The organism is Sinanaerobacter sp. ZZT-01 (assembly GCF_035621135.1).
In the GTDB taxonomy this organism is placed as follows: Bacteria; Bacillota; Clostridia; order Peptostreptococcales; family Anaerovoracaceae; genus IOR16.
In genome coordinates, this window is sequence record NZ_CP141728.1 from 2,614,853 (window position 1) to 2,635,144 (window position 20,292).

Genomic DNA, 20,292 nt, shown 5'->3' on the forward strand with positions numbered 1-20,292 from the left:
ATCGTTATGACATAGAAGAAATAGAAATAACCTGATGATACATCAGGTTATTTTTTTTTCTTTTTTTTCATAGGATACTAGGAAGGAAGGAGGCCGCAGTTATGAGTTTTCAGGAAGAATTTTTATTTGATTTCAGCTTGCATATGCCACGCATTCTGGTTAGCGGAAAGACGGCGGTGGTGGACAATGTAAAAAAAATCGTGATGGTCGGCAATGATGAAATTATTGTTGACTGCGGCAGTCGCTATTTGGCGTTGTACGGAACTGAATTAGTCGTAGAGCAGTTGGAGGAAGAACGAATGCTGGTAAACGGAAATCTCACGTCCGTTGAATTTTATGGGGAGAAGAAAGAATGAGAAGCAGGGGGAGCTTTTTTGCATATACAAAGGTAATTCGAGTTGAAGGTTTTGAGCAGCAGAAATTGCTGTCGCAGTGTTTGAGAAAAAAGATAATATTGCGAAGGATTCGCTTTGAAAACAATTTATCTATGACGATGGAAATTCGTAATCAGGACTGGGATGCATTTCTGGGGATTGTGAAGCGTCGCTATCGTGTGACTATTTTGCGGGAAAATGGATATAGACCCCTTATTTTCAGAGCTTTAAAAAGAAAGAGCACGCTGGTAGGGGTTCTTTTATTTCTATTGATTTTAATATATCAGGCAAGCTTTATTTCAGAAATTCGTGTGCAGGGCTATGAACGGATTGAAGAAGCGACAATCAGGCAAGCGTTGAAAGAAGTCGGATTTTATGAAGGATGCAAAAAAAATGTAGATATTAATGAAATTAAAACACAAATGTTTCAAAAATTAGATAATATCTCTTGGATTGGGATAAAATATAATGGAAGCATGGCAGAGGTTACAATTGTGGAGGGTACAAAGGAAACTGAGCCTGTGGACGCAAGTACACCGGTTAATATCGTCGCTTCGAAAGATGGATATATTGAGAAGGTGATTGCCAGAGAGGGAACCGTACAAGTTCAGAAGGGAGCATCCGTAAAAAAAGGAGATGTTATCATCAGCGGGGAACAGTTGATAGAAGATAAGGCATATGCGAACCGTTCAGAAGATGAATTAGTTCGGTATGTTCATGCAAATGGAGAAGTAAAAGCTCGCATATTGTATCGTTTCCAGCGCTACCAAGAAAAGTATTCCCTTATAAGAAAAGACACAGGAAAGCATTTTTATGGATTCGGCATTCAGATAGGAACCTTTGAATTCAATACTGCAAAATGGTTTTGGCCTTACGATTCCTCAAATTATGAAGAAAAGAATGTCATAAACTCAATTCGCCCACTTCCTGTAAAGCTTTCAGTCATTAAATTGTCAGAGGTTGAGCTGTACCGTAAAAAACGAACCGATGAAGAGATCAAAGAATATGCAAATTTGCAAGTTCGTAGATTCCAAAAAGAAAAAATACCGGAAAAAGCGCAAATTATAAATAATAGTTTGAAGTTTGAGGAGAAAGAAAATATAATAGAAGTAACTGTAATGCTTCATGCCTTGGAAGAGATTGGATGCGAGGCGCCGATTGTAAAGAAGGAACCGCAGACAGATGAGCAGGAAGCGGAGGGAGGAATGAATCCGATTGGAGAACCTAATTGAAGAACTTAAGATAAAGATTGGTCATGAACAAGATACGAATGAATTGTTTGGAAATCTGGATATTAATTTGAAGATTATCCAGGAAAATTATGAGGTGGATATCGTACAGAGGCAGGATGAGCTGATATTAAAAGGAAAAGAAGCGTCAAAGGCACAGCAGGTTCTTTTAAATTTAATCTCAATTTTAGAATCCGGCGAGAAACTGGATGAACAGAAGGTGAATTATGTTATCAGCTTGCTTGAAAGAGGAATTTCGTATCAAGACAGCAAGGTAAATAAGGACACGATTTGTTTTACACATAGAGGAAAGCCGATTAAACCAAAAACTTTAGGACAAACTGCTTATGCAAAAAGCATGAAAGCAAATGATGTTGTATTTGGAGTCGGACCGGCAGGAACCGGAAAAACATACATGGCAGTTGCTATGGCAATCAATGCATTTAAAAACAAAGAAGTTGAAAAAATTATTTTAGCAAGACCTGCGGTGGAAGCAGGGGAGAGACTTGGGTTTCTTCCGGGAGACTTACAAGAAAAAGTAGATCCATATTTACGTCCGCTTTATGACGCTTTATATGATATACTGGGAAGAGATAGTACGCTTCGTTTAAAAGAAAGAGAGACGATTGAAGTGGTACCGCTTGCATATATGAGAGGGCGTACACTGGATAATTCTTTTATTATTTTGGATGAAGCGCAAAATACTACAAAAGAACAAATGAAAATGTTCCTAACACGTCTTGGCTTTGGTTCCAGAGCCGTCATTACCGGAGATGCAACGCAGATTGATTTGCCTCGAGGGAAGCGGTCTGGATTACTGGATGCTATTGAGGTGTTGAAAGAGGTAGAAGGTATTGAATTTTGTTTTCTGAAGGATGCTGACGTTGTTCGGCATCCATTGGTTCGACGTATTATCAATGCCTACGATGTTTATTCCACAAAGAATCCGGAAAAAAATCCGGAGAAAGAGTATGAGGATTCGAATGAATATCATTTTTAGTGAAGAACGTATGCCTGGTGAAGTGGTTGTAAACCATATGAATCAAGCGGGTGCTCTTTGTGTTCAAGAAGAAGGTTTGGACCCGCAAACGATAACTGTGAGCGTAACCTTTGTAAGTACTGAAGAAATCAAAGAGCTCAATCGCGTTTATCGCAATAAGGATGCTGTAACGGATGTTCTATCGTTTCCACAGTTTGAGGATTTAAATGAAGTGAAAGAGGCAGAGGAAGTATGTTTAGGCGATGTTGTCATCTGTCCGGAACAGGCTTTGCTTCAAGCGGATGAATACGGTCATTCCGGTGAACGGGAACTCGTGTATCTTTTTGTTCACAGCATGTTCCACCTGTTGGGGTATGACCATATGAACGAAGAAGAAAAAACAGAAATGAGAAAACAAGAAGAAAAAATTATGAATCAAATCGGGCTTGGCCGATAAAATTGAAGAATAGGACATAGTGGCTGATTGGAGTAATAAAATGAACGAAAAAGACTTATATCGAAAGGCGAAAGAAGCCTTAGAGCATTCGTATGCTCCGTATTCAAAGTTTCATGTGGGTGCCGCCTTGCTTACGAGTTCAGGAGAAGTTTTTACGGGAGTTAATGTTGAGAATTCAAGCTTTGGAGGGACGATTTGTGCAGAGCGGACGGCATTTGTTAAGGCAATTTCCGAAGGCTTTCGGGATTTTACCGCTCTAGCAGTGACTTCTTCTGAGGGTGAAGTTTCCCCTTGCGGTATTTGCCGCCAGTTTATGTATGAATTCGGTGATGATTTAAAAATTATAATGGGAGCAGATGAAGAGCATTTGGTTGTTACCAAGATTACGGAGCTATTGCCAAAGGGATTTCGATTATAATTTTTTGAAAGCGATTTTTTTATAGGCAAAGCATAGTTGAAGATTAGGAGTTGGAATGAAATCAGGATTTGTTGGAATTATTGGAAGGCCGAATGTTGGAAAGTCTACGCTTTTGAATGCAATTTTAGGAGAAAAAATTGCGATTGCTACAGATAAACCACAGACGACGAGAAATAGCATACGAGGTATTTTTACTCGAAACAGGGGTGAGGCAGATGACTGCCAGTTGATCTTTATTGACACGCCGGGCATTCATAAGCCAAGGAATAAGCTTGGCGGCTATATGACGGAAATGGCAGCAAATACGTTGAAAGAAGTGGATGTGATTGTCTTTATTGTAGATGATGCGTTGTCTTCTGGACCGGGGGATACCTATATCCTGGACATGCTGAAGGAAACAGAGACACCGAAACTGCTAATGATTAATAAAATAGATAAGCTCTCACCAGACGTATTTCGAAGCATTTATGAAGAATATGATAAAACCGGTATGTTCGATGGCATTTACGGGGTTTGTGCATTGGAAGGGAAAAATGTAGAGGTACTTTTACAAAAAATTGAGACCTTAGTATCAGAAGGGCCGATGTATTTCCCGGAGGATATGGTGACGGATCATCCAGAACGTTTCTTGGTCAGCGAGCTGATTCGCGAAAAAGTTCTTTTATATTTAAATGACGAAGTTCCGCACGGAGTAGCAGTTGAAATTGAAACTTATAAGGAAACGGATAAAATTACGAAAATTGGGGCAGTTATTTATTGTGAGAAAAAATCTCATAAGGGAATTATTATCGGGAAAGAAGGGAAGAAGCTTAAAGGAATTGGAAAGAGCGCTCGTTTGGAAATAGAAGGACTTCTCGGAACGAAGGTATTTTTAGAACTTTGGGTAAAAGTAAAAGAAAATTGGAGAGATAACGACTTTATCATCGGTAATTTTGGGTATAAGGAATAGATATGTACACAGATACGGAAGGAATCATATTCAAGCAAATTAAAACAGTGTCTGGACGCAGAATGGTGATTTTATTTTCAAAAAAATTTGGAAAAATCAGTGCGGGCACCAGTATTAATGAGAAGGGAAAGGGAAAGTCTGCTTTGGCGATGCGCCCCTTTACCTATGGGAAGTATGAACTTTATAAAAATCGCGATACTTACCATATCAATGGTGCTGAAGTTATAAAAAGCTATTACCGTATTGGTGAAGATATCGAAAAATATATGTGTTGTTCTTATATTTTGGAATTAACGGAACGAGTTTTGGCCGAAGATGCAAAAGCGACGGAAATATTTTATTTGCTTTTGGATTTTCTTTCTCTTATGGAAGAGAGAAAGAAAAAATTCGAGACATTGGTGCTTGCCTATCAAGTAAAATTATTACAATTATTTGGAAGCATGCCCAGAGTCGACGCTTGTGTTCGTTGCGGCAGCAAAGAAAATTTAACAAATTTCAGTATTAAAGACGGAGGCGTTGTTTGTAAGGCATGTCTTTTGCAAGAGAATGCGAATGATGGATTGATTTATGAATTGAATTTTGCTATAGTAGATATATTGAGATATTTTTTGCAGCATTCTTTAAAAGCATTAAAAAACTTAGCTTTAGAAGAAGCTGTTCAGGGGCAGCTACAGAAGATTTTAAAGGATTACTTTGCCTATCATTTGGATATTAAAACATTAAAAAGTGAGGGGTTTGTTATGGATCTTTCACAAAAATAGTAGAATTTATTTAGGAAAAGAAAAGGTGGTGTTTTTTATGGAAATTACATTAGAAAAGATTGAATTGGTAAAAGACAGAACTGGGGTTAGCTACAAAGAGGCGAAAGAGGCATTGGAAGCAGCTGAAGGCAGTGTGGTAGATGCGATTATTAATATCGAAGAATCCATTGATCTCAGCAGTAAGAGCAAACTTGGCGAACAGGGTGCCGAGATTATCGACTTAATTAAGGATATGGTTCGCAAAGGAAATATTGCAAAGATTATTATCAAAAAAGAAGATGATGTATTGTTAAATCTTCCTTTGAATGTAGGGATCATCGGCACGATTATATTCCCTTGGACTGCTGTGTTTGCAACCATTGCAGCATTTGGAACAAAGTGCCGTATTGAGCTTGTAAAGGACAACGGGGAAGTTGTGAATGTAAGCGGAATGGCAACGGATACTTTTGAAAATATGAAGGAAAAAAGCTCTGTCATTGCAGATGAAATGAAAGTAAAAGGCACAGATGTCTTCAATAATGTCAAGGAAAAAGCAAACGAAGCTTTACGAAAAAATACTGAGACAGAAGACTTTGAAAAGACAGGAGAGGAAGACGATTCCAATTGTACCTGCGGATGCGGTGAGCCAGTTGAAACCTGCGGTTGTGAGAGCAGCTGTAATGACGAAGAAGAGTAATACAGAATAGAAGAAACAGAAATGGTAGGGTGAGATGAAGAAAGAATTTTCAATGGACAAAATTGTAGCATTAGCAAAATCGCGCGGCTTTGTGTATCCAGGATCAGATATCTATGGAGGACTTGCGAATACTTGGGATTATGGTCCGGTAGGAGTCGAATTAAAAAACAATGTAAAAAAAGCATGGTGGAAAAAATTTGTGCAGGAATCTAAGTATAATGTAGGCTTGGATGCCGCTATATTAATGAATCCGAAAACTTGGGTTGCTTCCGGTCATGTTGGTGGCTTTGCGGATCCTCTGATTGATTGTAAAAGCTGTAAAGCAAGATTTCGTGCAGATAAGCTGATTGAAGCTTATATGGTTAAGAAGGATGGGGAAGCACTTGCAGTTGACGGTTGGTCCAACGAAAAGTTAGAAGCGTATATAAAAGAAAAAGAAATTGCTTGCCCGGAATGTGGTAAAAACGATTTTACAGGAATTCGTAAATTTAACTTGATGTTTAAAACCTTTCAAGGCGTCACGGAAGATTCAAAGTCAGAAATTTTCTTGCGTCCTGAAACGGCACAGGGCATCTTTGTAAACTTTAAAAATGTAGCAAGAACAACTCGCAAAAAAATGCCATTTGGCATTGCACAGATTGGTAAATCTTTCCGAAACGAGATTACACCGGGTAATTTCACTTTCCGCACACGGGAATTTGAACAGATGGAGTTGGAATTCTTCTGTACACCGGGAACTGATCTGGAATGGTTTGATTATTGGAAAAATACATGTGTAGAGTGGTTGAAGTCTTTGCAGATGAATATGGAGCACATTCGTCTTCGAGATCATGAAAAAGAAGAACTTTCTCATTACAGCAATGCAACCACGGACATTGAATTTTTATTCCCATTTGGATGGGGAGAACTATGGGGAATTGCAGATCGGACTGATTTTGACTTGAAACAGCATCAGGAACACTCCGGTCAAGACATGAGTTATATGGATGCAGTTACCAATGAAAAATATGTTCCGTATTGTATTGAGCCGTCGTTAGGTGCAGATCGTGTGACTTTAGCATTCTTAGTAGATGCTTACCATGAAGAGACGATCGTTGATGGAAAAGGACAAGAAGATACTCGAGTAGTTATGAAATTCCATCCAGCGTTAGCACCGTTTAAAGCTGCAGTTCTTCCTTTAACGAAGAAACAGGCTGCTGCTGCTGAAGAACTCCATGCTGAACTTTCCAAGTATTTTATGATTGATTATGACTTACCGGGAAGTATCGGGAAACGATACCGCAGACAGGATGAAATAGGAACTCCTTTTTGCATTACTGTTGACTTTGACACAGAGAGTGACCAATCGGTTACTATACGAAACCGTGATACGATGCAGCAGATTCGTCTGCCGATCAGTGAATTGAAAAGCTATATTGAAGAACAATTGATTTTTTAAATTTTATAGGGCAAGCTTATAAGAGCTTGTCCTTGTTACTAGGTTATTTTTTTATTTCGTGATCAAATCTATCATTTTATGATTTAAATAATCATTTAATTGAACAAAAAACTACAATATTAAAAAATGAAAAGGAGAGATGAAAGATGGGAAAGAAGTACGTTTACCTTTTTAAAGAGGGTAATGGAAACATGCGCGAATTATTAGGAGGTAAAGGTGCAAATTTAGCGGAAATGACAAATTTGGGTATGCCAGTTCCGCAAGGATTTACAATTACGACTGAAGCTTGTACGCAATACTATGCGGATGGGAAAAAGATTAATGAAGATATTCAAAAAGAAATTTTAAATTACATAACAGAGCTTGAAAAAAATTCAGGTAAAAAATTTGGTGATTTAGCAAATCCGCTACTGGTTTCTGTTCGCTCTGGTGCCAGAGCTTCTATGCCTGGTATGATGGATACAATTTTGAACCTGGGATTGAATGATGAAGTTGTGGAAAGCTTTGCGGAAAAGACAGGAAATCCCCGATTTGCATATGATTCTTATCGCCGATTTATCCAAATGTACTCTGATGTAGTAATGGAAGTTGGAAAATCCTATTTTGAAAAATTGATTGATGAAATGAAAGAAAAGAAGGGTGTGACTCTAGATACAGAGTTGGAAGCAGGAGATTTAAAAGAGCTTGCGAAACAATTTAAGTCAGAGTATAAGAACAAAGTTGGAGAAGAATTCCCTTCTGATCCGATAGAACAGTTGATGGGAGCTGTCAAGGCTGTTTTCCGTTCTTGGGATAATCCTAGAGCGATCTATTATCGCAGAATGAATGACATCCCTTCTTCTTGGGGAACCGCAGTTAATGTTCAGACGATGGTATTTGGTAACATGGGAGATACCTCCGGAACAGGTGTTGCTTTTTCAAGAAACCCAGCGACTGGGGAAAAGAAACTGTATGGAGAATTCTTGATGAATGCGCAGGGTGAAGATGTAGTTGCAGGAGTAAGAACTCCGCAGACGATCGATCAGCTGAAAGAGCAGAATCCGGCTGTTTATGAAGAGTTTTATAAAATCGTATATACTTTAGAGAAACACTATAGAGATATGCAGGATATGGAGTTTACCATTGAAGAGGGAAAACTTTATATGCTTCAAACGAGAAATGGAAAACGTACTGCAGCAGCGGCACTTCAAATCGCATGTGATCTGGTAGATGAGGGAATGATTAATGAAAAAGAAGCAGTGAGCATGATTGATCCAAAGCAGCTCGACGCTTTGCTTCATCCGCAATTTGATGCAGATGCATTAAAGAAGGCCGTGCCGGTTGGCGAAGCATTACCAGCTTCTCCGGGCGCTGCATGCGGTCAGGTTGTATTTACGGCAGAAGATGCAACGGAATGGGCGACCAAGAAAGGTGCAAAGGTTATTTTGGTTCGTTTGGAAACATCTCCGGAAGATATTGAAGGAATGCATTATTCACAGGGCATTTTAACTGTTCGCGGAGGTATGACTTCACACGCTGCTGTAGTTGCAAGAGGTATGGGCACTTGCTGTGTATCCGGTTGTGGAGAAATTAAGATCAATGAAGAGAAAAAAGTTTTCACACTTGGCGGAAAAGAATTTCATGAAGGAGATTTTATATCCTTAGATGGTTCTACCGGTAAGATTTACGGAGAAGCAGTTAAGACAGTAGATGCTTCTATATCCGGTAACTTTGACCGCTTAATGAAATGGGCAGATAAATATCGTGTCTTGAAGGTTCGTACTAATGCGGATACACCAAAAGATGCAAAACAAGCAAAGAGCTTTGGTGCAGAAGGTATTGGTTTGTGCCGTACAGAGCACATGTTCTTCGATTCCGCAAGAATTTCTGCTATGCGGGAGATGATTGTGTCCAATAACGAAGAGCAGAGAAGAGAAGCATTAGCAAAGCTTTTGCCAATGCAGCGAAGTGACTTTGAAGGCATATATGAGGCGATGGAAGGATTCCCGGTTACGATTCGTTTCTTAGATCCTCCGCTTCATGAATTTCTGCCAACCGATCAGGATGATATTGAGGAACTTGCAAAAGACATGAAGATGGAAGTCAGCGAATTGCATGCGGTGATTACTTCTTTGCATGAAACGAATCCGATGATGGGGCATAGAGGCTGTCGTTTGGCGGTTTCTTATCCGGAGATTGCAGAAATGCAGACAACTGCCGTAATTGAAGCAGCGCTTGCGGTACAGAAAAAGCATCCGGATTGGAAGATGGTTCCGGAAATTATGATTCCATTGGTTGGAGAGATCAAAGAATTACAGTATGTTAAAAATATAGTAACGGAAACAGCAGATGCAATCATTGCAAAATCTGATGTTGATATGAAATATATGGTTGGAACGATGATTGAAATTCCGCGTGCAGCTTTGACTGCGGATGAAATTGCAAAAGAAGCAGAATTTTTCTCTTTTGGTACAAATGATTTGACACAGATGACATTTGGATTCAGCAGAGATGATGCGGGTGCATTTTTAGGTTCCTATTATGAAAAGAAAATTTATGAAAACGACCCGTTTGCAAAATTGGATCAGGTCGGAGTCGGTAAATTGGTAGAAATGGCAGTAGAATTAGGCCGAAAAACAAGATCAGATTTAAAGCTTGGAATTTGCGGTGAGCATGGTGGTGATCCTTCCTCCGTTGAATTCTGTCATAAGATTGGATTAAATTATGTATCTTGTTCTCCGTTCCGTGTGCCGATTGCACGACTGGCAGCCGCCCAGGCAGCAATTAAATTTTCTTAATTGATAAATCAGACTTTAGCCGTTTGTTGTACAACAAACGGCTTTTTTCTTAATTTATGATGGTTTTTATAAATTTACTGTTGAATGAGGAAAGATATATTTCTTAGACTTTATTCTTTTAAATGAAAGCATTGAAAATTTAGAATAATAGGAATAGAATAAATATGAATCTTATTTTTAACAGATGAAAGGATTGGAGAAGTGGAAAATATGGAATATAAAATTACAGGTTATGAACCAAAGGCATTGTTTCAGTACTTTGAAGAAGTTAGTGCAATCCCAAGAGGCTCTGGAAACGAAAAGGGGATTAGCGAATACTTGATTAGCTTTGCAAAAAAACGGAATTTACAATGTTATCATGATGAAATACATAATGTAGTTATAAAAAAACCTGCGTCAGAAGGCTATGAAAAAAGCCCTGCTGTTATGTTGCAGGGACACATGGACATGGTATGCGAAAAAAACAACGATGTGATTCATGATTTTGAGAAAGACGGCATTGACCTTATTGTGAAGGATGGCTTTGTAACAGCAAATGGGACGACTTTGGGTGCAGATAATGGCATTGCAGTAGCAATGATGTTAGCGGTCCTTGATGCAGAAAATTTGAAGCACCCACCATTGGAATGTGTTTTTACGGTTGAAGAGGAGATTGGTTTAAACGGTGCGGCTGCATTGGATCCATCAGTGCTCGATGCTAGAATTATGATTAATCTAGATTCGGAAGAAGAGGGAATTGCAACGGTGAGCTGTGCTGGTGGAATGCGATTCACAATGAAAAAGACTTCCGATTTTGAAACGATAGAAAAGCCATATCTTCTTTCAGTTGAAGTCAAAGGACTGCTAGGCGGGCATTCCGGGTCTGACATTCAGCTAGAGCGAGGAAATGCAAATAAGATCATGGGGCGTCTGCTTCAAGCGGTTTTAAAAGAAGTGAAAGCACAGTTAGTTTTTATTAAAGGTGGCAATAAAGATAATGCGATACCAAGAGAAGGTAATTTTGAGCTTTGTTTTTCTAATGAGAGAGAAAGAGCGCATGGTGTAAATATCTTAAATAGAATAAAAGAAGAGATTTTAAAGGAAATTCATACAGATGAACCTTCTTTCACAATCGGTCTGAAAACATTTGAGAAAGAGCGTATGCAGGTATGGACTCAAAAGGAGACAGAAAATATTGTAAAACTGATCTTTCTTGCACCGGACGGCGCACAAAAACGAAATGTGCGGCAGGGCGGATTTATTGTTGCATCTTTAAATATGGGTGTAATTGAAAGCAGTCAAAAAGAAATTGCAATTGTATTTGCGCCTAGAAGCTCGGTTGCATCTTTACAAGATGAAATTGTAGAACGACTGATGCTGCTTGCAGGCGAATTCGGGTTCACTTACGAAATAGCCGGAGCTTATCCGGGGTGGAGTTTTGCAGAAAAATCTAAAATTCGGGATGAATTTATAACTTGTTTTCATCGCTTGTTTCAGAAAGAGTTACGCATTGAAGCGATTCATGCTGGATTGGAATGCGGCATTTTTGCTGGAAAGCTACCTGACTTAGATGCTATCGCAGTAGGCCCTACGATAAATAATTGCCATACACCGGACGAAATTATGGACTTGGCTTCCTGCGAACGGACATGGTTGCTGCTGACTGCTGTGCTAGAAAAGCTATATGCTGCATAAAATAGAATAGGTGGTCACCATAATATTTTCTAGTTTATCATATATTATCAAAATATAGATAATACTGGAATATTTTAAAATTTTATGGTACAATAGCTTTGTTATTTTACTATTATTTAACGAAAGGAAGAAAAAAGTATGGCAACGAACAAAAAAGATTTTAAGCCTTTCATTGCAGCGGACAAGATAGTACCTGAATTCACTTTCACATCAATTTTTCTAGGTATTATTTTAGCCATCGTATTTGGTGCAGCAAATGCATATTTAGGCTTAAGAGTTGGAATGACTGTATCTGCGTCTATTCCGGCTGCTGTTATTTCCATGGGAATCATTCGTTTGATTCTAAAAAAAGAATCCATATTGGAGAATAATCTAGTACAGACAATCGGTTCTGCCGGTGAGTCGGTAGCGGCAGGAGCTATTTTTACATTGCCGGCTATCTTCTTATGGGCTGGGGAGGGGCTTGTAGAGACGCCTACATTGATAGAAATTTTCCTAATTTCTTTAGTCGGCGGTTTACTGGGAGTTCTTTTCATGATTCCGTTGCGTAAAGCTTTGATTGTTGAGGAGCACGGTGTACTGCCTTATCCGGAAGGAACTGCGTGTGCAGAAGTGCTTTTAGCAGGAGAAGAAGGCGGTGCAAAGGCTTCTACCGTATTTGCAGGACTTGGTGTCGCTGCTGGCTACAAATTTGTTTCGGACGGTCTGAATGTTTTTCCAAGCTCTGTAGAGTCTGAAATTTCTGGATATAAGGGCTCTATGATTGGAATGGATATCTTACCGGCACTGCTTGGGGTAGGTTATATTTGCGGTCCTAAAATTTCAGGCTATATGTTAAGCGGTGGTATTTTAGGATGGTTTGTATTAATGCCGTTGATCAGCTTATTTGGCGGAGATGTGGTTATATTCCCGGCAGAAGATCCGATCAGTATATTAGATCCATGGGGACTATGGGGCTCCTATGTAAGATACATCGGTGCAGGTGCAGTAGCCGCAGGTGGTATTTTAAGCTTGATTAAGTCACTGCCTCTTATTATAAAGACATTTTCACATGCGATGAAAAGTTTTTCTAAGGCTGGTGGAAATTCTGATATTAGAACAGAGCAAGATTTACATATGCCTACGATTTTAGGGTGCATTGCTATTATTGCGGTCGCTATTTGGCTGCTGCCGGTATTCCCTGTTACATTGCTCGGCGCTATTATTATCGTACTCTTTGGATTCTTCTTTGCAACCGTTTCTTCGAGAATGGTTGGTCTTGTCGGAAGCAGTAATAACCCGGTTTCCGGCATGGCAATTGCGACTTTGCTGATTGCTACCACTTTGCTGAAGGTAACTGGAATAAATGGAGCAGATGGCATGGTTGGTGCAATCGCAATTGGTTCAATCATTTGTATTGTTGCTGCAATTGCAGGGGACACTTCCCAAGACTTGAAAACAGGTTTCCTGTTAGGGGCAACTCCGAAAAAGCAGCAAATTGGTGAAATTATAGGTGTTTTTGTATCAGCAGTAACAATCGGAGGCGTACTTTATTTATTAAATGAGGCGTGGGGCTTTGGATCAAAAGAGATACTTGCACCGCAGGCTAGTATGATGAAGATGATCGTCGAGGGCGTTATGAATGCAGAGCTTCCTTGGACTTTAATTTTTGCTGGAGTAGGGATTGCAATTTTAATCGAGGTTCTTGGGGTTCCGGTTCTGCCTTTCGCAGTCGGCCTTTACCTTCCATTGGGATTATCGACTGGCATTATGGTAGGTGGTCTTGTGAGATTATATATCGATAAGAAAAAGAACATTTCTGAAGAGGAACGTAAGGATAGTACCGAACGCGGAATCTTATATACTTCCGGATTGATTGCGGGAGAAGGTTTAGTCGGTGTATTGCTTGCAATTTTCGCTGTTATAAAGTTTGCAGACAAAGAGACTTTGGCAGATAAAATTGGAGTGGTAGGTAATTCATTTAATATCGGGCAGATCGGCGGAATCATAATCTTTGCGTTATTAACGCTTTCTTTAGTCTATGTTATTGTAGGTAAGAAGAGAAATAGCTAACAAAGTAAGGTGATTTTTATGCTATAATTTCATGGAGTGGAGCGTTAGATATGAAGCATCTGCTCCATGAAATTTTTTTTATGATGTTGGAGATGATATATGGGAAGACGATCAGAAATAAATTATTTGGATTACATTCCGAAGCGAAACGATGATTATGTATGGAAAATCAATGAAAATGACAAGGTAGTAGTAAGTGTAACATGGACAGGATTTTATCATCGATTTGCACAGAAAGTTTTTAAGAAACCGGAATCCAGCCATATAGAATTAGATGAATTCGGTAGTTTTATTTGGCTTCAAATTGATGGAAAAAAAACAATATTTGATATTTCTCAGATTGCAGAAGAAAAATTTGGAGAAAAAATATATCCATTGATTGAGAGAATGATTCAATTTTTTGAGATTCTGAAGGAACATAAATTTGTTACATTAAAGGAGAATCATTTGCATGCTTAAATATTTACCTTATGTTTTACTCACTGCTCTGGCTACCATGTTTATTTACGGATGGGGTCTGATAAAAATGCAGCGCCAAACCCGGGATTTGCTGTCAATGCTTTATTCAAAGTGTGAGCGAAAGGTTAGAAAACAGCTGCAGAAAAAGGGGAAAATGACTCTCAAGGAAATTGAAGGATTAATAAAAGGTACGCAAGTGAGTTTTTTTTACAGCAAACAGAGATTAGGTGTTACTGATGAGAAAACATTTGCAAAATCAATGCTTTCTCATATGAAAGAAAACGGAATGCTTACAGAAAACTATGAGAAAGGCAAGCGTACTTACAGCTTGGCTGAGAAAACAAAGTAGGTGTATCTAGCAGTGGAAAAAATTAGAAAATTTAAAAATGGACAGATCAGGCAAGGAATCATTTGATATCCTTGCCTTTTATAATATCTATCTACATGTTATAATTCTGCTTCGAAAATAATGATATCTTCTCCGATTTTTTTTATGGAGCTCCACGGAAGCTGTATATAGTCCCGGCTTCCCATAAAATTTAGGCGTTCTGTAATTTCAGGAACCATGAGTCCCTTTATTTTTCCCTGCTTTGGATCAAAAAGCAATTCTGCATCAGCAAGCTGACCGTGACGACTTCCATTATAAAGATTAATAATTTCCTTATCGCCTAATTCACTTAAACGCAATCAAAACAACTCCTTTATGAAAATAGTGATACTGGTTATATAAAAAAGTATATTTTGGTTAAACTATTTTTATGACCAATGACCGAAAGGAGATAAAAAAGAATGAATGAAACAAAAAATGATGTAGAAACAGATAAAGATCGTGAGGATAATAAGGAAAGAGAAAAGATGGATGAAAAATCTGAAGTTAAAAATTCCATTGATGACTTTGGAGTCATCAATAATGCATTTAATTTTCCGAGCAACATTCAGTATCTAACCATTATTGGGAGTGTAGAAGGACATACGGTTCTTCCTCCACAAAATAAAACGACGAAATACGAAAATATAATTCCGCAATTGGTGGCTGTTGAAGAAAATAAAAATATCAAAGGGCTTTTGACAATACTTAATACCGTAGGTGGTGATGTAGAAGCAGGCCTGGCTATTGCAGAATTGATTTCAACCTTATCGAAACCGACCGTATCCTTGGTGCTAGGAGGGGGACATAGCATTGGAATTCCACTTGCCACTGCCAGTGATTATTCTTTTGTTGCAGAGAGTGCAACGATGACACTACACCCAATTCGGATGGCAGGTTTAATCATCGGCGCAGAACAAACCTATGAATATTTTCGAAAAATGCAGGACCGTATCGTTGATTTTATAGTACGTACCTCTCATTCTGAAAGAGAAACGGTAACGAGGCTTATGAATGCAACAGACGATATGGCTAACGATGTGGGAACCATACTTTATGGGAAAGATGCAGTAGAAATTGGTTTAATGGATGAAATCGGAGGTCTAAATATGGCCTTGTCTAAGTTAAAATCAATGATTGAAGAAAAAGAAAAGGAAGAAAAGGAAGAGAAGCAGGAAAAATAATGAAATAAGAAAACAGCATGTCTGAATGAAACATGCTGTTTTTTATGCGGATACAGGCTTATAGATAGAATTTATTTTTGTCGAAAAAAGTCGACACTTTTGTGTTGTAAAAAATTGTAAGATAAGGTAGTATTATATTATAAAAAAGTAAAAATTATACAATAAAAGGATATAATGGTATGAAGAGAATAACCATAGCAATTATAGAAGAAGACGCTGCTTATGGGAGGGCTTTGTCGAAGGCCATTGCGTTGACGAAGGGACAGTTTGAAGTATATGTTTCACCACCCTCATCAGACTGGAAGCAGTATGACTTACTTTTAATGAATGAAGAAAATATTAGTTGTCTGCCAGAAGAGTTAAAGAAACAGACTGTTATTTTGACAGAGCAAAAGTGCAGTGTATCGTGGAGCGGAGATTCCAGCGAGCCATTGCAGATATATAAATATGAACGAGTTTCGATTATGACTTCTGCTTTGCAATATTATTATTCAAAGATTTATCAATGCATCAACCCATTTTCATCCTTTGGAAGCCAGCCATTTGTGGTGGGAATATTCAGCGGGAGCGGAGGCATTGGATGCACTTCGACAGCAATTTTACTTGCGCGGGAATTAACACAGAAAAAGAAGAAGAAAGTTTTGTTTCTTTCTTTAGAGGAAATGGAATCCACTTCCTTTTACTTTCGTTTTCCACAAGGACATCCTTTTATGGGGGATTATTTATTTTACCTTTTTTCTGATGATGCAAAGAGAAAAACAGCCACGTTTTACAGCAGTTTTCAATATCAAGATTCTTATGGCGTGGAACTTTTTTATCCCTCTCTTGGCAGAAATGAGTTATGTGAGTTATCAATAAAAGAAACACAGGTCTTTATTGAGAGCATCTCTAAAATAGGGCATTATGATTATATTGTCTTAGACTGTGGAAATCATTTTTCAGATAAAATGGTTCTATGGTTAGAGCATTGTAGCCAATGTGTTCTTTTAAGAAACCATACTCTTTTATCAGCGGAAAAAAATAAAAAGAGATTGGAGTGCTTATATAAGCAGCATTATTTTGATGGTTCGTTGCTTTTTGATTATTGCATCTCAAAAGATGAGGAAAGCTTTATTGAAAAAGATAGAAAAATAGAGATTCGTAGTAATTACACATTAGGATCGGAGGTAAAAAGCCTTGCTAATAGAATCAGAAGTGCAAACCCAAAGGAAAGTGACCATAAAAGAAATCACGAATGCTGTACGAGCTGTGATTAATACTAGAACGGAAGAAATTACAGATGAGGAGGTTCTATCCATAATTGAGGATTTTGTTCTGCATGATAGCAGGACGAAGTGGTATCCGTATGCAAAAAAAATAAAATTGACTGAGACGGTATTTAACATAACACGTCGAGAACTGGATATTTTGCAGCCTTATGCCGATGACAATGAAGTAAGTGAGATAATGGTAAATGGTGCAAAAAAGATATTTGTAGAGCGAAACGGGAAGATTGAGAAGCTGCCGATCTTATTTGAAGACAGAGAAGATTTGGAGGAAATCATTCGGCGTCTGGCAGCGAAGGTACATAGAGAGATCAATGAGTTAACCCCAATTGTAGATGCACGATTAGAAGATGGATCGAGAATTAACGCTGTTTACCGTAATGTAGCGTTAAATGGACCCATTCTCACAATAAGAAAATTTCCCAAGAAAAAAATTACGATGGAAGAATTAATTCTTAAAGACTCTATATCAGAGGAAGCTTCTGCGTTTTTAAAGAAGCTTGTAAGGAGTGGTTATAATATTTTTATTTCCGGGGGAACAAGTTCGGGAAAGACCACCTTTTTGAATGTATTGTCCGATTGCATCCCAAGAGAGGAGCGTGTAATTGTGATTGAAGATTCGGCGGAACTTCAAATCACAAAAATTGATAATGTGGTTCGTATGGAAACGAAAAATGCCAATGTGCAAGGGAAGGGGGAAGTAACCGTACGGGATCTGATTAAAGCATCATTACGTATGAGACCGGATCGAATTATTGTAGGAGAAGTAAGGGGAGGTGAAGTTGTAGATATGATACAAGCTATGAACACGGGGCATGATGGTTCTTTATCGACCGGACACGGGAATTCACCGGAAGGGATGCTTCGCCGTTTGGAAGCGATGTTTTTATCGGCAGCAGATTTTCCTATGGAGGCAATACGGAGTCAAATTCTAGAAGCAATTGATATTATTGTACACTTGGGGAGGCTGCCGAACAAGTCCAGAAAAATTCTGCAAATTGTAGAGATTGCAGGATATAAAAATGAAAAATATATCATAAACCCTCTGTTTCAGTATCAAATTAGTCGCGGACTCATTGCAACAGGAAATCCTTTAAACAATCAAATAAAGTTAGAGATGCGAGGAGGTGAGTTATGAATATTCCTAAGACATACCGTGAATACAAATTAAACCCAAAAGAAAGGAAAACTTATTACATATGCAGCGGTTTCGCCTGCTTTTTTCTAGGATATTTGTTTTATGAAAGCCTTATCATGGGATTAATTTTTTGTGCATTGGCCATTAAAGGTGAAAGTGTTTTCAGTCATTACCTGGCAGAGAAAAGGCGCATTGAACTTACGGAACAGTTTCGCGATTTTCTATATTCAATTTCTGCATCCGTATCAGCTGGACGACAGATGCCGGAAGCTTTGCAGGAAGCAAAAGAAAACCTTCTATTGATTTATTCAAACGATGCGATCCTATGCAGAGAATTGGATTACATTGTAAGGGGTATTTTTGAAAGTAAAGAATCGGCTGAAACGCTGCTTAAGGATTTTGCAGAGCGTACGGAGCTTCCGGATATTTGTCAATTTGTCGAAGTCTATTGCATCTGTAAAACTACCGGAGGTAATTTTCAGCGTGTCATAGAAAAAACAGTGAGCATCATGCTTGATAAAATGAACATTAACCGTGAAATACGTGTCCTTACGGTTCAAAAACGTTTGGAGGCTAATATTTTAACTGCAATTCCATTAACTGTGATTGCTTTCTTAAATGTAGTATCTCCGGGATACTTAAAAGTACTTTATACAACGATTGAAGGAAGGCTGCTAATGACGGTAGCGTTGTTTGGCATTGGAGGCGCCTATGCATGGGGCATGAAGCTTACTAGAATTGAATTACATTAATAAAAAAATTTTATTATTATTAGACAAATTACCAGATTGGTGTACTGGGAAAAGAGAAGTATTTGATAACGGCTTTCGACCGAAATACGGAAACAGAGATTGCTCACCTAAAATTCAAGAAGAAAAAATCTATCTGCTTAAATGCTATCTGGTGACGCTATTATTTTTAGTTCTATTATTAACTGGATTTGCCGTTAAAACTCTCTTGCTTCAAAATAATGCATTAAGCAGCTTGGAACGACCGAATTACGGAGAAAATGCCAATCTTATTCCGCTTAAAGCAGAAATCAGACATGGAGAAGTAACACATCAGAAAAAAATAACAATAAAGATTCAGCCTCAAAGTCTTACAATTCCTGAAAAGAAATCTCTTATAAAAGAGTGCGAGGATAAGATTGAGGAAGAAATGCTCGGTAAAAATAAAGACGCCAAACATATTTTATATAAATTAAATTTACAGCGACAGGACAGCGTCAATCCGATCCAGATCGATTGGATTTCCAGTGAGCCGCAATTTATAGAAGAGGATGGTACTGTTCACAGGCTAGAACTGGAATCTTCTTTAGAAGTTGATTTAACTGCAAAATTTACTTTATATGATTATGAAGAAGCACACACGTATCAAGTGACGCTTCTTCCCAAAGCGGAGGAAAAACTGGAAGGGGAATTCAGTGCCGTGATTGAAGATCTGAGAGGGCAGTTAAGCAGTAATACATATGGGGATAAATTAGTGCTGCCTAAAAATCTCACTCAAAATATTACATTAAAATGGTATGTGCAAAATACCATTCCGTTTTTTCCATTGGTGATAATGGCCTGTTTATTGTTGTTTCTAATTTATAAAAAAAGATATTACCGGATGGAAAGAGAAATTCAAAATTATAGAGAATCCATGAAAAAAGAATATCCGGACTTTATTAATAAGGTAGTTTTGCTGCTTAATGCAGGACTTGTTATTACAAGTGCATTGGAACGCATTGCTTTAGATGCCAAGGAAAAAAAGGACCATCCATTAATGGAGGCAATTGGAGAGATTTCTGATAATGTGAGAGAATCGAATGCTTCCTTTTCGAAGGAGCTAAAATTATTTGCAAGGAGAAGTGGTATAAGAGAGTTGATGCGGTTTGCTGCGATTGTATGTGAGAATCTGGAGAAAGGAAGTTCTTTAGCAGAAAAACTGGAGGCGGAAGGAGATCTGCTTTGGATGACAAGAAAGAAACAAGTAGAAGAAGAAGGAAGAAAGGTAGAGACAAAGCTGATTTTACCATTAATGATATTGCTTTTGATATTGGTTCTGATTACGATTTCACCAGTATTGATAGAGATTTAAGAAATAGGAGGAA

20 protein-coding genes are annotated in these 20,292 nt (G+C 38.3%); 19 read left to right on the plus strand and 1 reads right to left on the minus strand.

Annotation, left to right across the window (positions count from 1 at the left end; translation table 11 throughout):
• Positions 1 to 101: 101 nt before the first annotated feature.
• From U5921_RS12685 to U5921_RS12750, 14 genes are all read left to right on the plus strand, one after another.
• Entirely contained in the window at positions 102 to 356 is a 255-nt protein-coding gene (locus tag U5921_RS12685) for a YabP/YqfC family sporulation protein (RefSeq protein ID WP_324823826.1), read from the plus strand.
• Positions 353 to 1,606, plus strand: a complete 1,254-nt coding sequence (locus U5921_RS12690; protein WP_324823827.1) for a sporulation protein YqfD — start codon at positions 353 to 355, stop codon at positions 1,604 to 1,606. Before U5921_RS12685 ends, U5921_RS12690 begins: the two co-directional genes overlap by 4 nt.
• A complete protein-coding gene (locus tag U5921_RS12695) occupies positions 1,590 to 2,603 on the plus strand; it encodes a PhoH family protein (RefSeq protein WP_324823828.1) in 1,014 nt (337 codons plus the stop codon). Before U5921_RS12690 ends, U5921_RS12695 begins: the two co-directional genes overlap by 17 nt.
• Entirely contained in the window at positions 2,587 to 3,039 is a 453-nt protein-coding gene (gene ybeY, locus U5921_RS12700) for an rRNA maturation RNase YbeY (RefSeq protein WP_324823829.1), read from the plus strand. The genes U5921_RS12695 and ybeY overlap by 17 nt, the downstream gene beginning before the upstream one ends.
• 40 nt (positions 3,040 to 3,079) lie before the next feature.
• Positions 3,080 to 3,457 carry a cytidine deaminase gene (gene cdd, locus U5921_RS12705; RefSeq protein WP_324823830.1) on the plus strand — a complete coding sequence of 126 codons (378 nt, stop codon included), beginning with the start codon at positions 3,080 to 3,082 and terminating at the stop codon, positions 3,455 to 3,457.
• Between the two features lie 55 nt (positions 3,458 to 3,512).
• On the plus strand, positions 3,513 to 4,406 hold the full coding sequence (gene era / locus U5921_RS12710; protein ID WP_324823831.1) for a GTPase Era: 894 nt from the start codon (positions 3,513 to 3,515) through the stop codon (positions 4,404 to 4,406).
• A 2-nt stretch (positions 4,407 to 4,408) separates the two neighbouring features.
• The gene (recO, locus tag U5921_RS12715) at positions 4,409 to 5,167 is read left to right on the plus strand and encodes a DNA repair protein RecO (protein WP_324823832.1); all 759 of its coding nucleotides are present in this window, start codon (positions 4,409 to 4,411) and stop codon (positions 5,165 to 5,167) included.
• Between the two features lie 37 nt (positions 5,168 to 5,204).
• The gene (locus U5921_RS12720; protein ID WP_324823833.1) at positions 5,205 to 5,843 is read left to right on the plus strand and encodes a DUF4342 domain-containing protein; all 639 of its coding nucleotides are present in this window, start codon (positions 5,205 to 5,207) and stop codon (positions 5,841 to 5,843) included.
• 34 nt (positions 5,844 to 5,877) lie between these two features.
• On the plus strand, positions 5,878 to 7,281 hold the full coding sequence (locus U5921_RS12725) for a glycine--tRNA ligase (RefSeq protein ID WP_324823834.1): 1,404 nt from the start codon (positions 5,878 to 5,880) through the stop codon (positions 7,279 to 7,281).
• A 146-nt stretch (positions 7,282 to 7,427) separates the two neighbouring features.
• A complete protein-coding gene (gene ppdK / locus U5921_RS12730) occupies positions 7,428 to 10,058 on the plus strand; it encodes a pyruvate, phosphate dikinase (protein ID WP_324823835.1) in 2,631 nt (876 codons plus the stop codon).
• A gap of 210 nt (positions 10,059 to 10,268) precedes the next feature.
• Positions 10,269 to 11,732 carry an aminoacyl-histidine dipeptidase gene (locus tag U5921_RS12735; RefSeq protein ID WP_324823836.1) on the plus strand — a complete coding sequence of 488 codons (1,464 nt, stop codon included), beginning with the start codon at positions 10,269 to 10,271 and terminating at the stop codon, positions 11,730 to 11,732.
• Positions 11,733 to 11,870: 138 nt separating this feature from the next.
• Positions 11,871 to 13,784 carry an OPT family oligopeptide transporter gene (locus U5921_RS12740; protein ID WP_324823837.1) on the plus strand — a complete coding sequence of 638 codons (1,914 nt, stop codon included), beginning with the start codon at positions 11,871 to 11,873 and terminating at the stop codon, positions 13,782 to 13,784.
• Positions 13,785 to 13,883: 99 nt separating this feature from the next.
• Positions 13,884 to 14,243 (plus strand): PqqD family protein, encoded by a 360-nt coding sequence (locus U5921_RS12745; RefSeq protein WP_324823838.1) that lies wholly within the window; start codon positions 13,884 to 13,886, stop codon positions 14,241 to 14,243.
• Positions 14,236 to 14,592, plus strand: a complete 357-nt coding sequence (locus U5921_RS12750) for a hypothetical protein (RefSeq protein ID WP_324823839.1) — start codon at positions 14,236 to 14,238, stop codon at positions 14,590 to 14,592. Before U5921_RS12745 ends, U5921_RS12750 begins: the two co-directional genes overlap by 8 nt.
• A gap of 98 nt (positions 14,593 to 14,690) precedes the next feature.
• On the opposite strand, the gene U5921_RS12755 is transcribed toward U5921_RS12750, so the two are convergent.
• Complete coding sequence (locus U5921_RS12755; protein WP_324823840.1) at positions 14,691 to 14,930, minus strand: YlmC/YmxH family sporulation protein; 240 nt, start codon at positions 14,928 to 14,930, stop codon at positions 14,691 to 14,693.
• Positions 14,931 to 15,032: 102 nt separating this feature from the next.
• Here U5921_RS12755 and U5921_RS12760 point away from each other — a divergent pair, with 102 nt between their 5' ends.
• The 5 genes from U5921_RS12760 to U5921_RS12780 all read left to right on the plus strand — a co-directional run bounded on the left by U5921_RS12760 (position 15,033) and on the right by U5921_RS12780 (position 20,279).
• On the plus strand, positions 15,033 to 15,794 hold the full coding sequence (locus U5921_RS12760) for a ClpP family protease (protein ID WP_324823841.1): 762 nt from the start codon (positions 15,033 to 15,035) through the stop codon (positions 15,792 to 15,794).
• A 179-nt stretch (positions 15,795 to 15,973) separates the two neighbouring features.
• The gene (locus U5921_RS12765; protein ID WP_324823842.1) at positions 15,974 to 17,050 is read left to right on the plus strand and encodes a hypothetical protein; all 1,077 of its coding nucleotides are present in this window, start codon (positions 15,974 to 15,976) and stop codon (positions 17,048 to 17,050) included.
• A complete protein-coding gene (locus U5921_RS12770; RefSeq protein ID WP_324823843.1) occupies positions 16,971 to 18,197 on the plus strand; it encodes a CpaF family protein in 1,227 nt (408 codons plus the stop codon). Before U5921_RS12765 ends, U5921_RS12770 begins: the two co-directional genes overlap by 80 nt.
• Positions 18,194 to 18,949 (plus strand): hypothetical protein, encoded by a 756-nt coding sequence (locus U5921_RS12775; protein ID WP_324823844.1) that lies wholly within the window; start codon positions 18,194 to 18,196, stop codon positions 18,947 to 18,949. The genes U5921_RS12770 and U5921_RS12775 overlap by 4 nt, the downstream gene beginning before the upstream one ends.
• Positions 18,936 to 20,279 carry an immunoglobulin-like domain-containing protein gene (locus U5921_RS12780; RefSeq protein WP_324823845.1) on the plus strand — a complete coding sequence of 448 codons (1,344 nt, stop codon included), beginning with the start codon at positions 18,936 to 18,938 and terminating at the stop codon, positions 20,277 to 20,279. Before U5921_RS12775 ends, U5921_RS12780 begins: the two co-directional genes overlap by 14 nt.
• Positions 20,280 to 20,292 lie beyond the last annotated feature (13 nt).

What these genes read in the sequence shown, in the direction of transcription:
- U5921_RS12740 (WP_324823837.1), top strand. Translation starts at nt 11,871, where the DNA reads ATGGCAACGAACAAAAAAGATTTTAAGCCTTTCATTGCAGCGGACAAG.
- ybeY (WP_324823829.1), top strand. Translation starts at nt 2,587, where the DNA reads ATGAATATCATTTTTAGTGAAGAACGTATGCCTGGTGAAGTGGTTGTA.
- U5921_RS12760 (WP_324823841.1), top strand. Translation starts at nt 15,033, where the DNA reads ATGAATGAAACAAAAAATGATGTAGAAACAGATAAAGATCGTGAGGAT.
- ppdK (WP_324823835.1), top strand. Translation starts at nt 7,428, where the DNA reads ATGGGAAAGAAGTACGTTTACCTTTTTAAAGAGGGTAATGGAAACATG.
- U5921_RS12745 (WP_324823838.1), top strand. Translation starts at nt 13,884, where the DNA reads ATGGGAAGACGATCAGAAATAAATTATTTGGATTACATTCCGAAGCGA.
- U5921_RS12725 (WP_324823834.1), top strand. Translation starts at nt 5,878, where the DNA reads ATGAAGAAAGAATTTTCAATGGACAAAATTGTAGCATTAGCAAAATCG.
- U5921_RS12735 (WP_324823836.1), top strand. Translation starts at nt 10,269, where the DNA reads ATGGAATATAAAATTACAGGTTATGAACCAAAGGCATTGTTTCAGTAC.
- U5921_RS12720 (WP_324823833.1), top strand. Translation starts at nt 5,205, where the DNA reads ATGGAAATTACATTAGAAAAGATTGAATTGGTAAAAGACAGAACTGGG.
- U5921_RS12750 (WP_324823839.1), top strand. Translation starts at nt 14,236, where the DNA reads ATGCTTAAATATTTACCTTATGTTTTACTCACTGCTCTGGCTACCATG.
- era (WP_324823831.1), top strand. Translation starts at nt 3,513, where the DNA reads ATGAAATCAGGATTTGTTGGAATTATTGGAAGGCCGAATGTTGGAAAG.
- recO (WP_324823832.1), top strand. Translation starts at nt 4,409, where the DNA reads ATGTACACAGATACGGAAGGAATCATATTCAAGCAAATTAAAACAGTG.
- cdd (WP_324823830.1), top strand. Translation starts at nt 3,080, where the DNA reads ATGAACGAAAAAGACTTATATCGAAAGGCGAAAGAAGCCTTAGAGCAT.
- U5921_RS12775 (WP_324823844.1), top strand. Translation starts at nt 18,194, where the DNA reads ATGAATATTCCTAAGACATACCGTGAATACAAATTAAACCCAAAAGAA.
- U5921_RS12685 (WP_324823826.1), top strand. Translation starts at nt 102, where the DNA reads ATGAGTTTTCAGGAAGAATTTTTATTTGATTTCAGCTTGCATATGCCA.
- U5921_RS12690 (WP_324823827.1), top strand. Translation starts at nt 353, where the DNA reads ATGAGAAGCAGGGGGAGCTTTTTTGCATATACAAAGGTAATTCGAGTT.
- U5921_RS12765 (WP_324823842.1), top strand. Translation starts at nt 15,974, where the DNA reads ATGAAGAGAATAACCATAGCAATTATAGAAGAAGACGCTGCTTATGGG.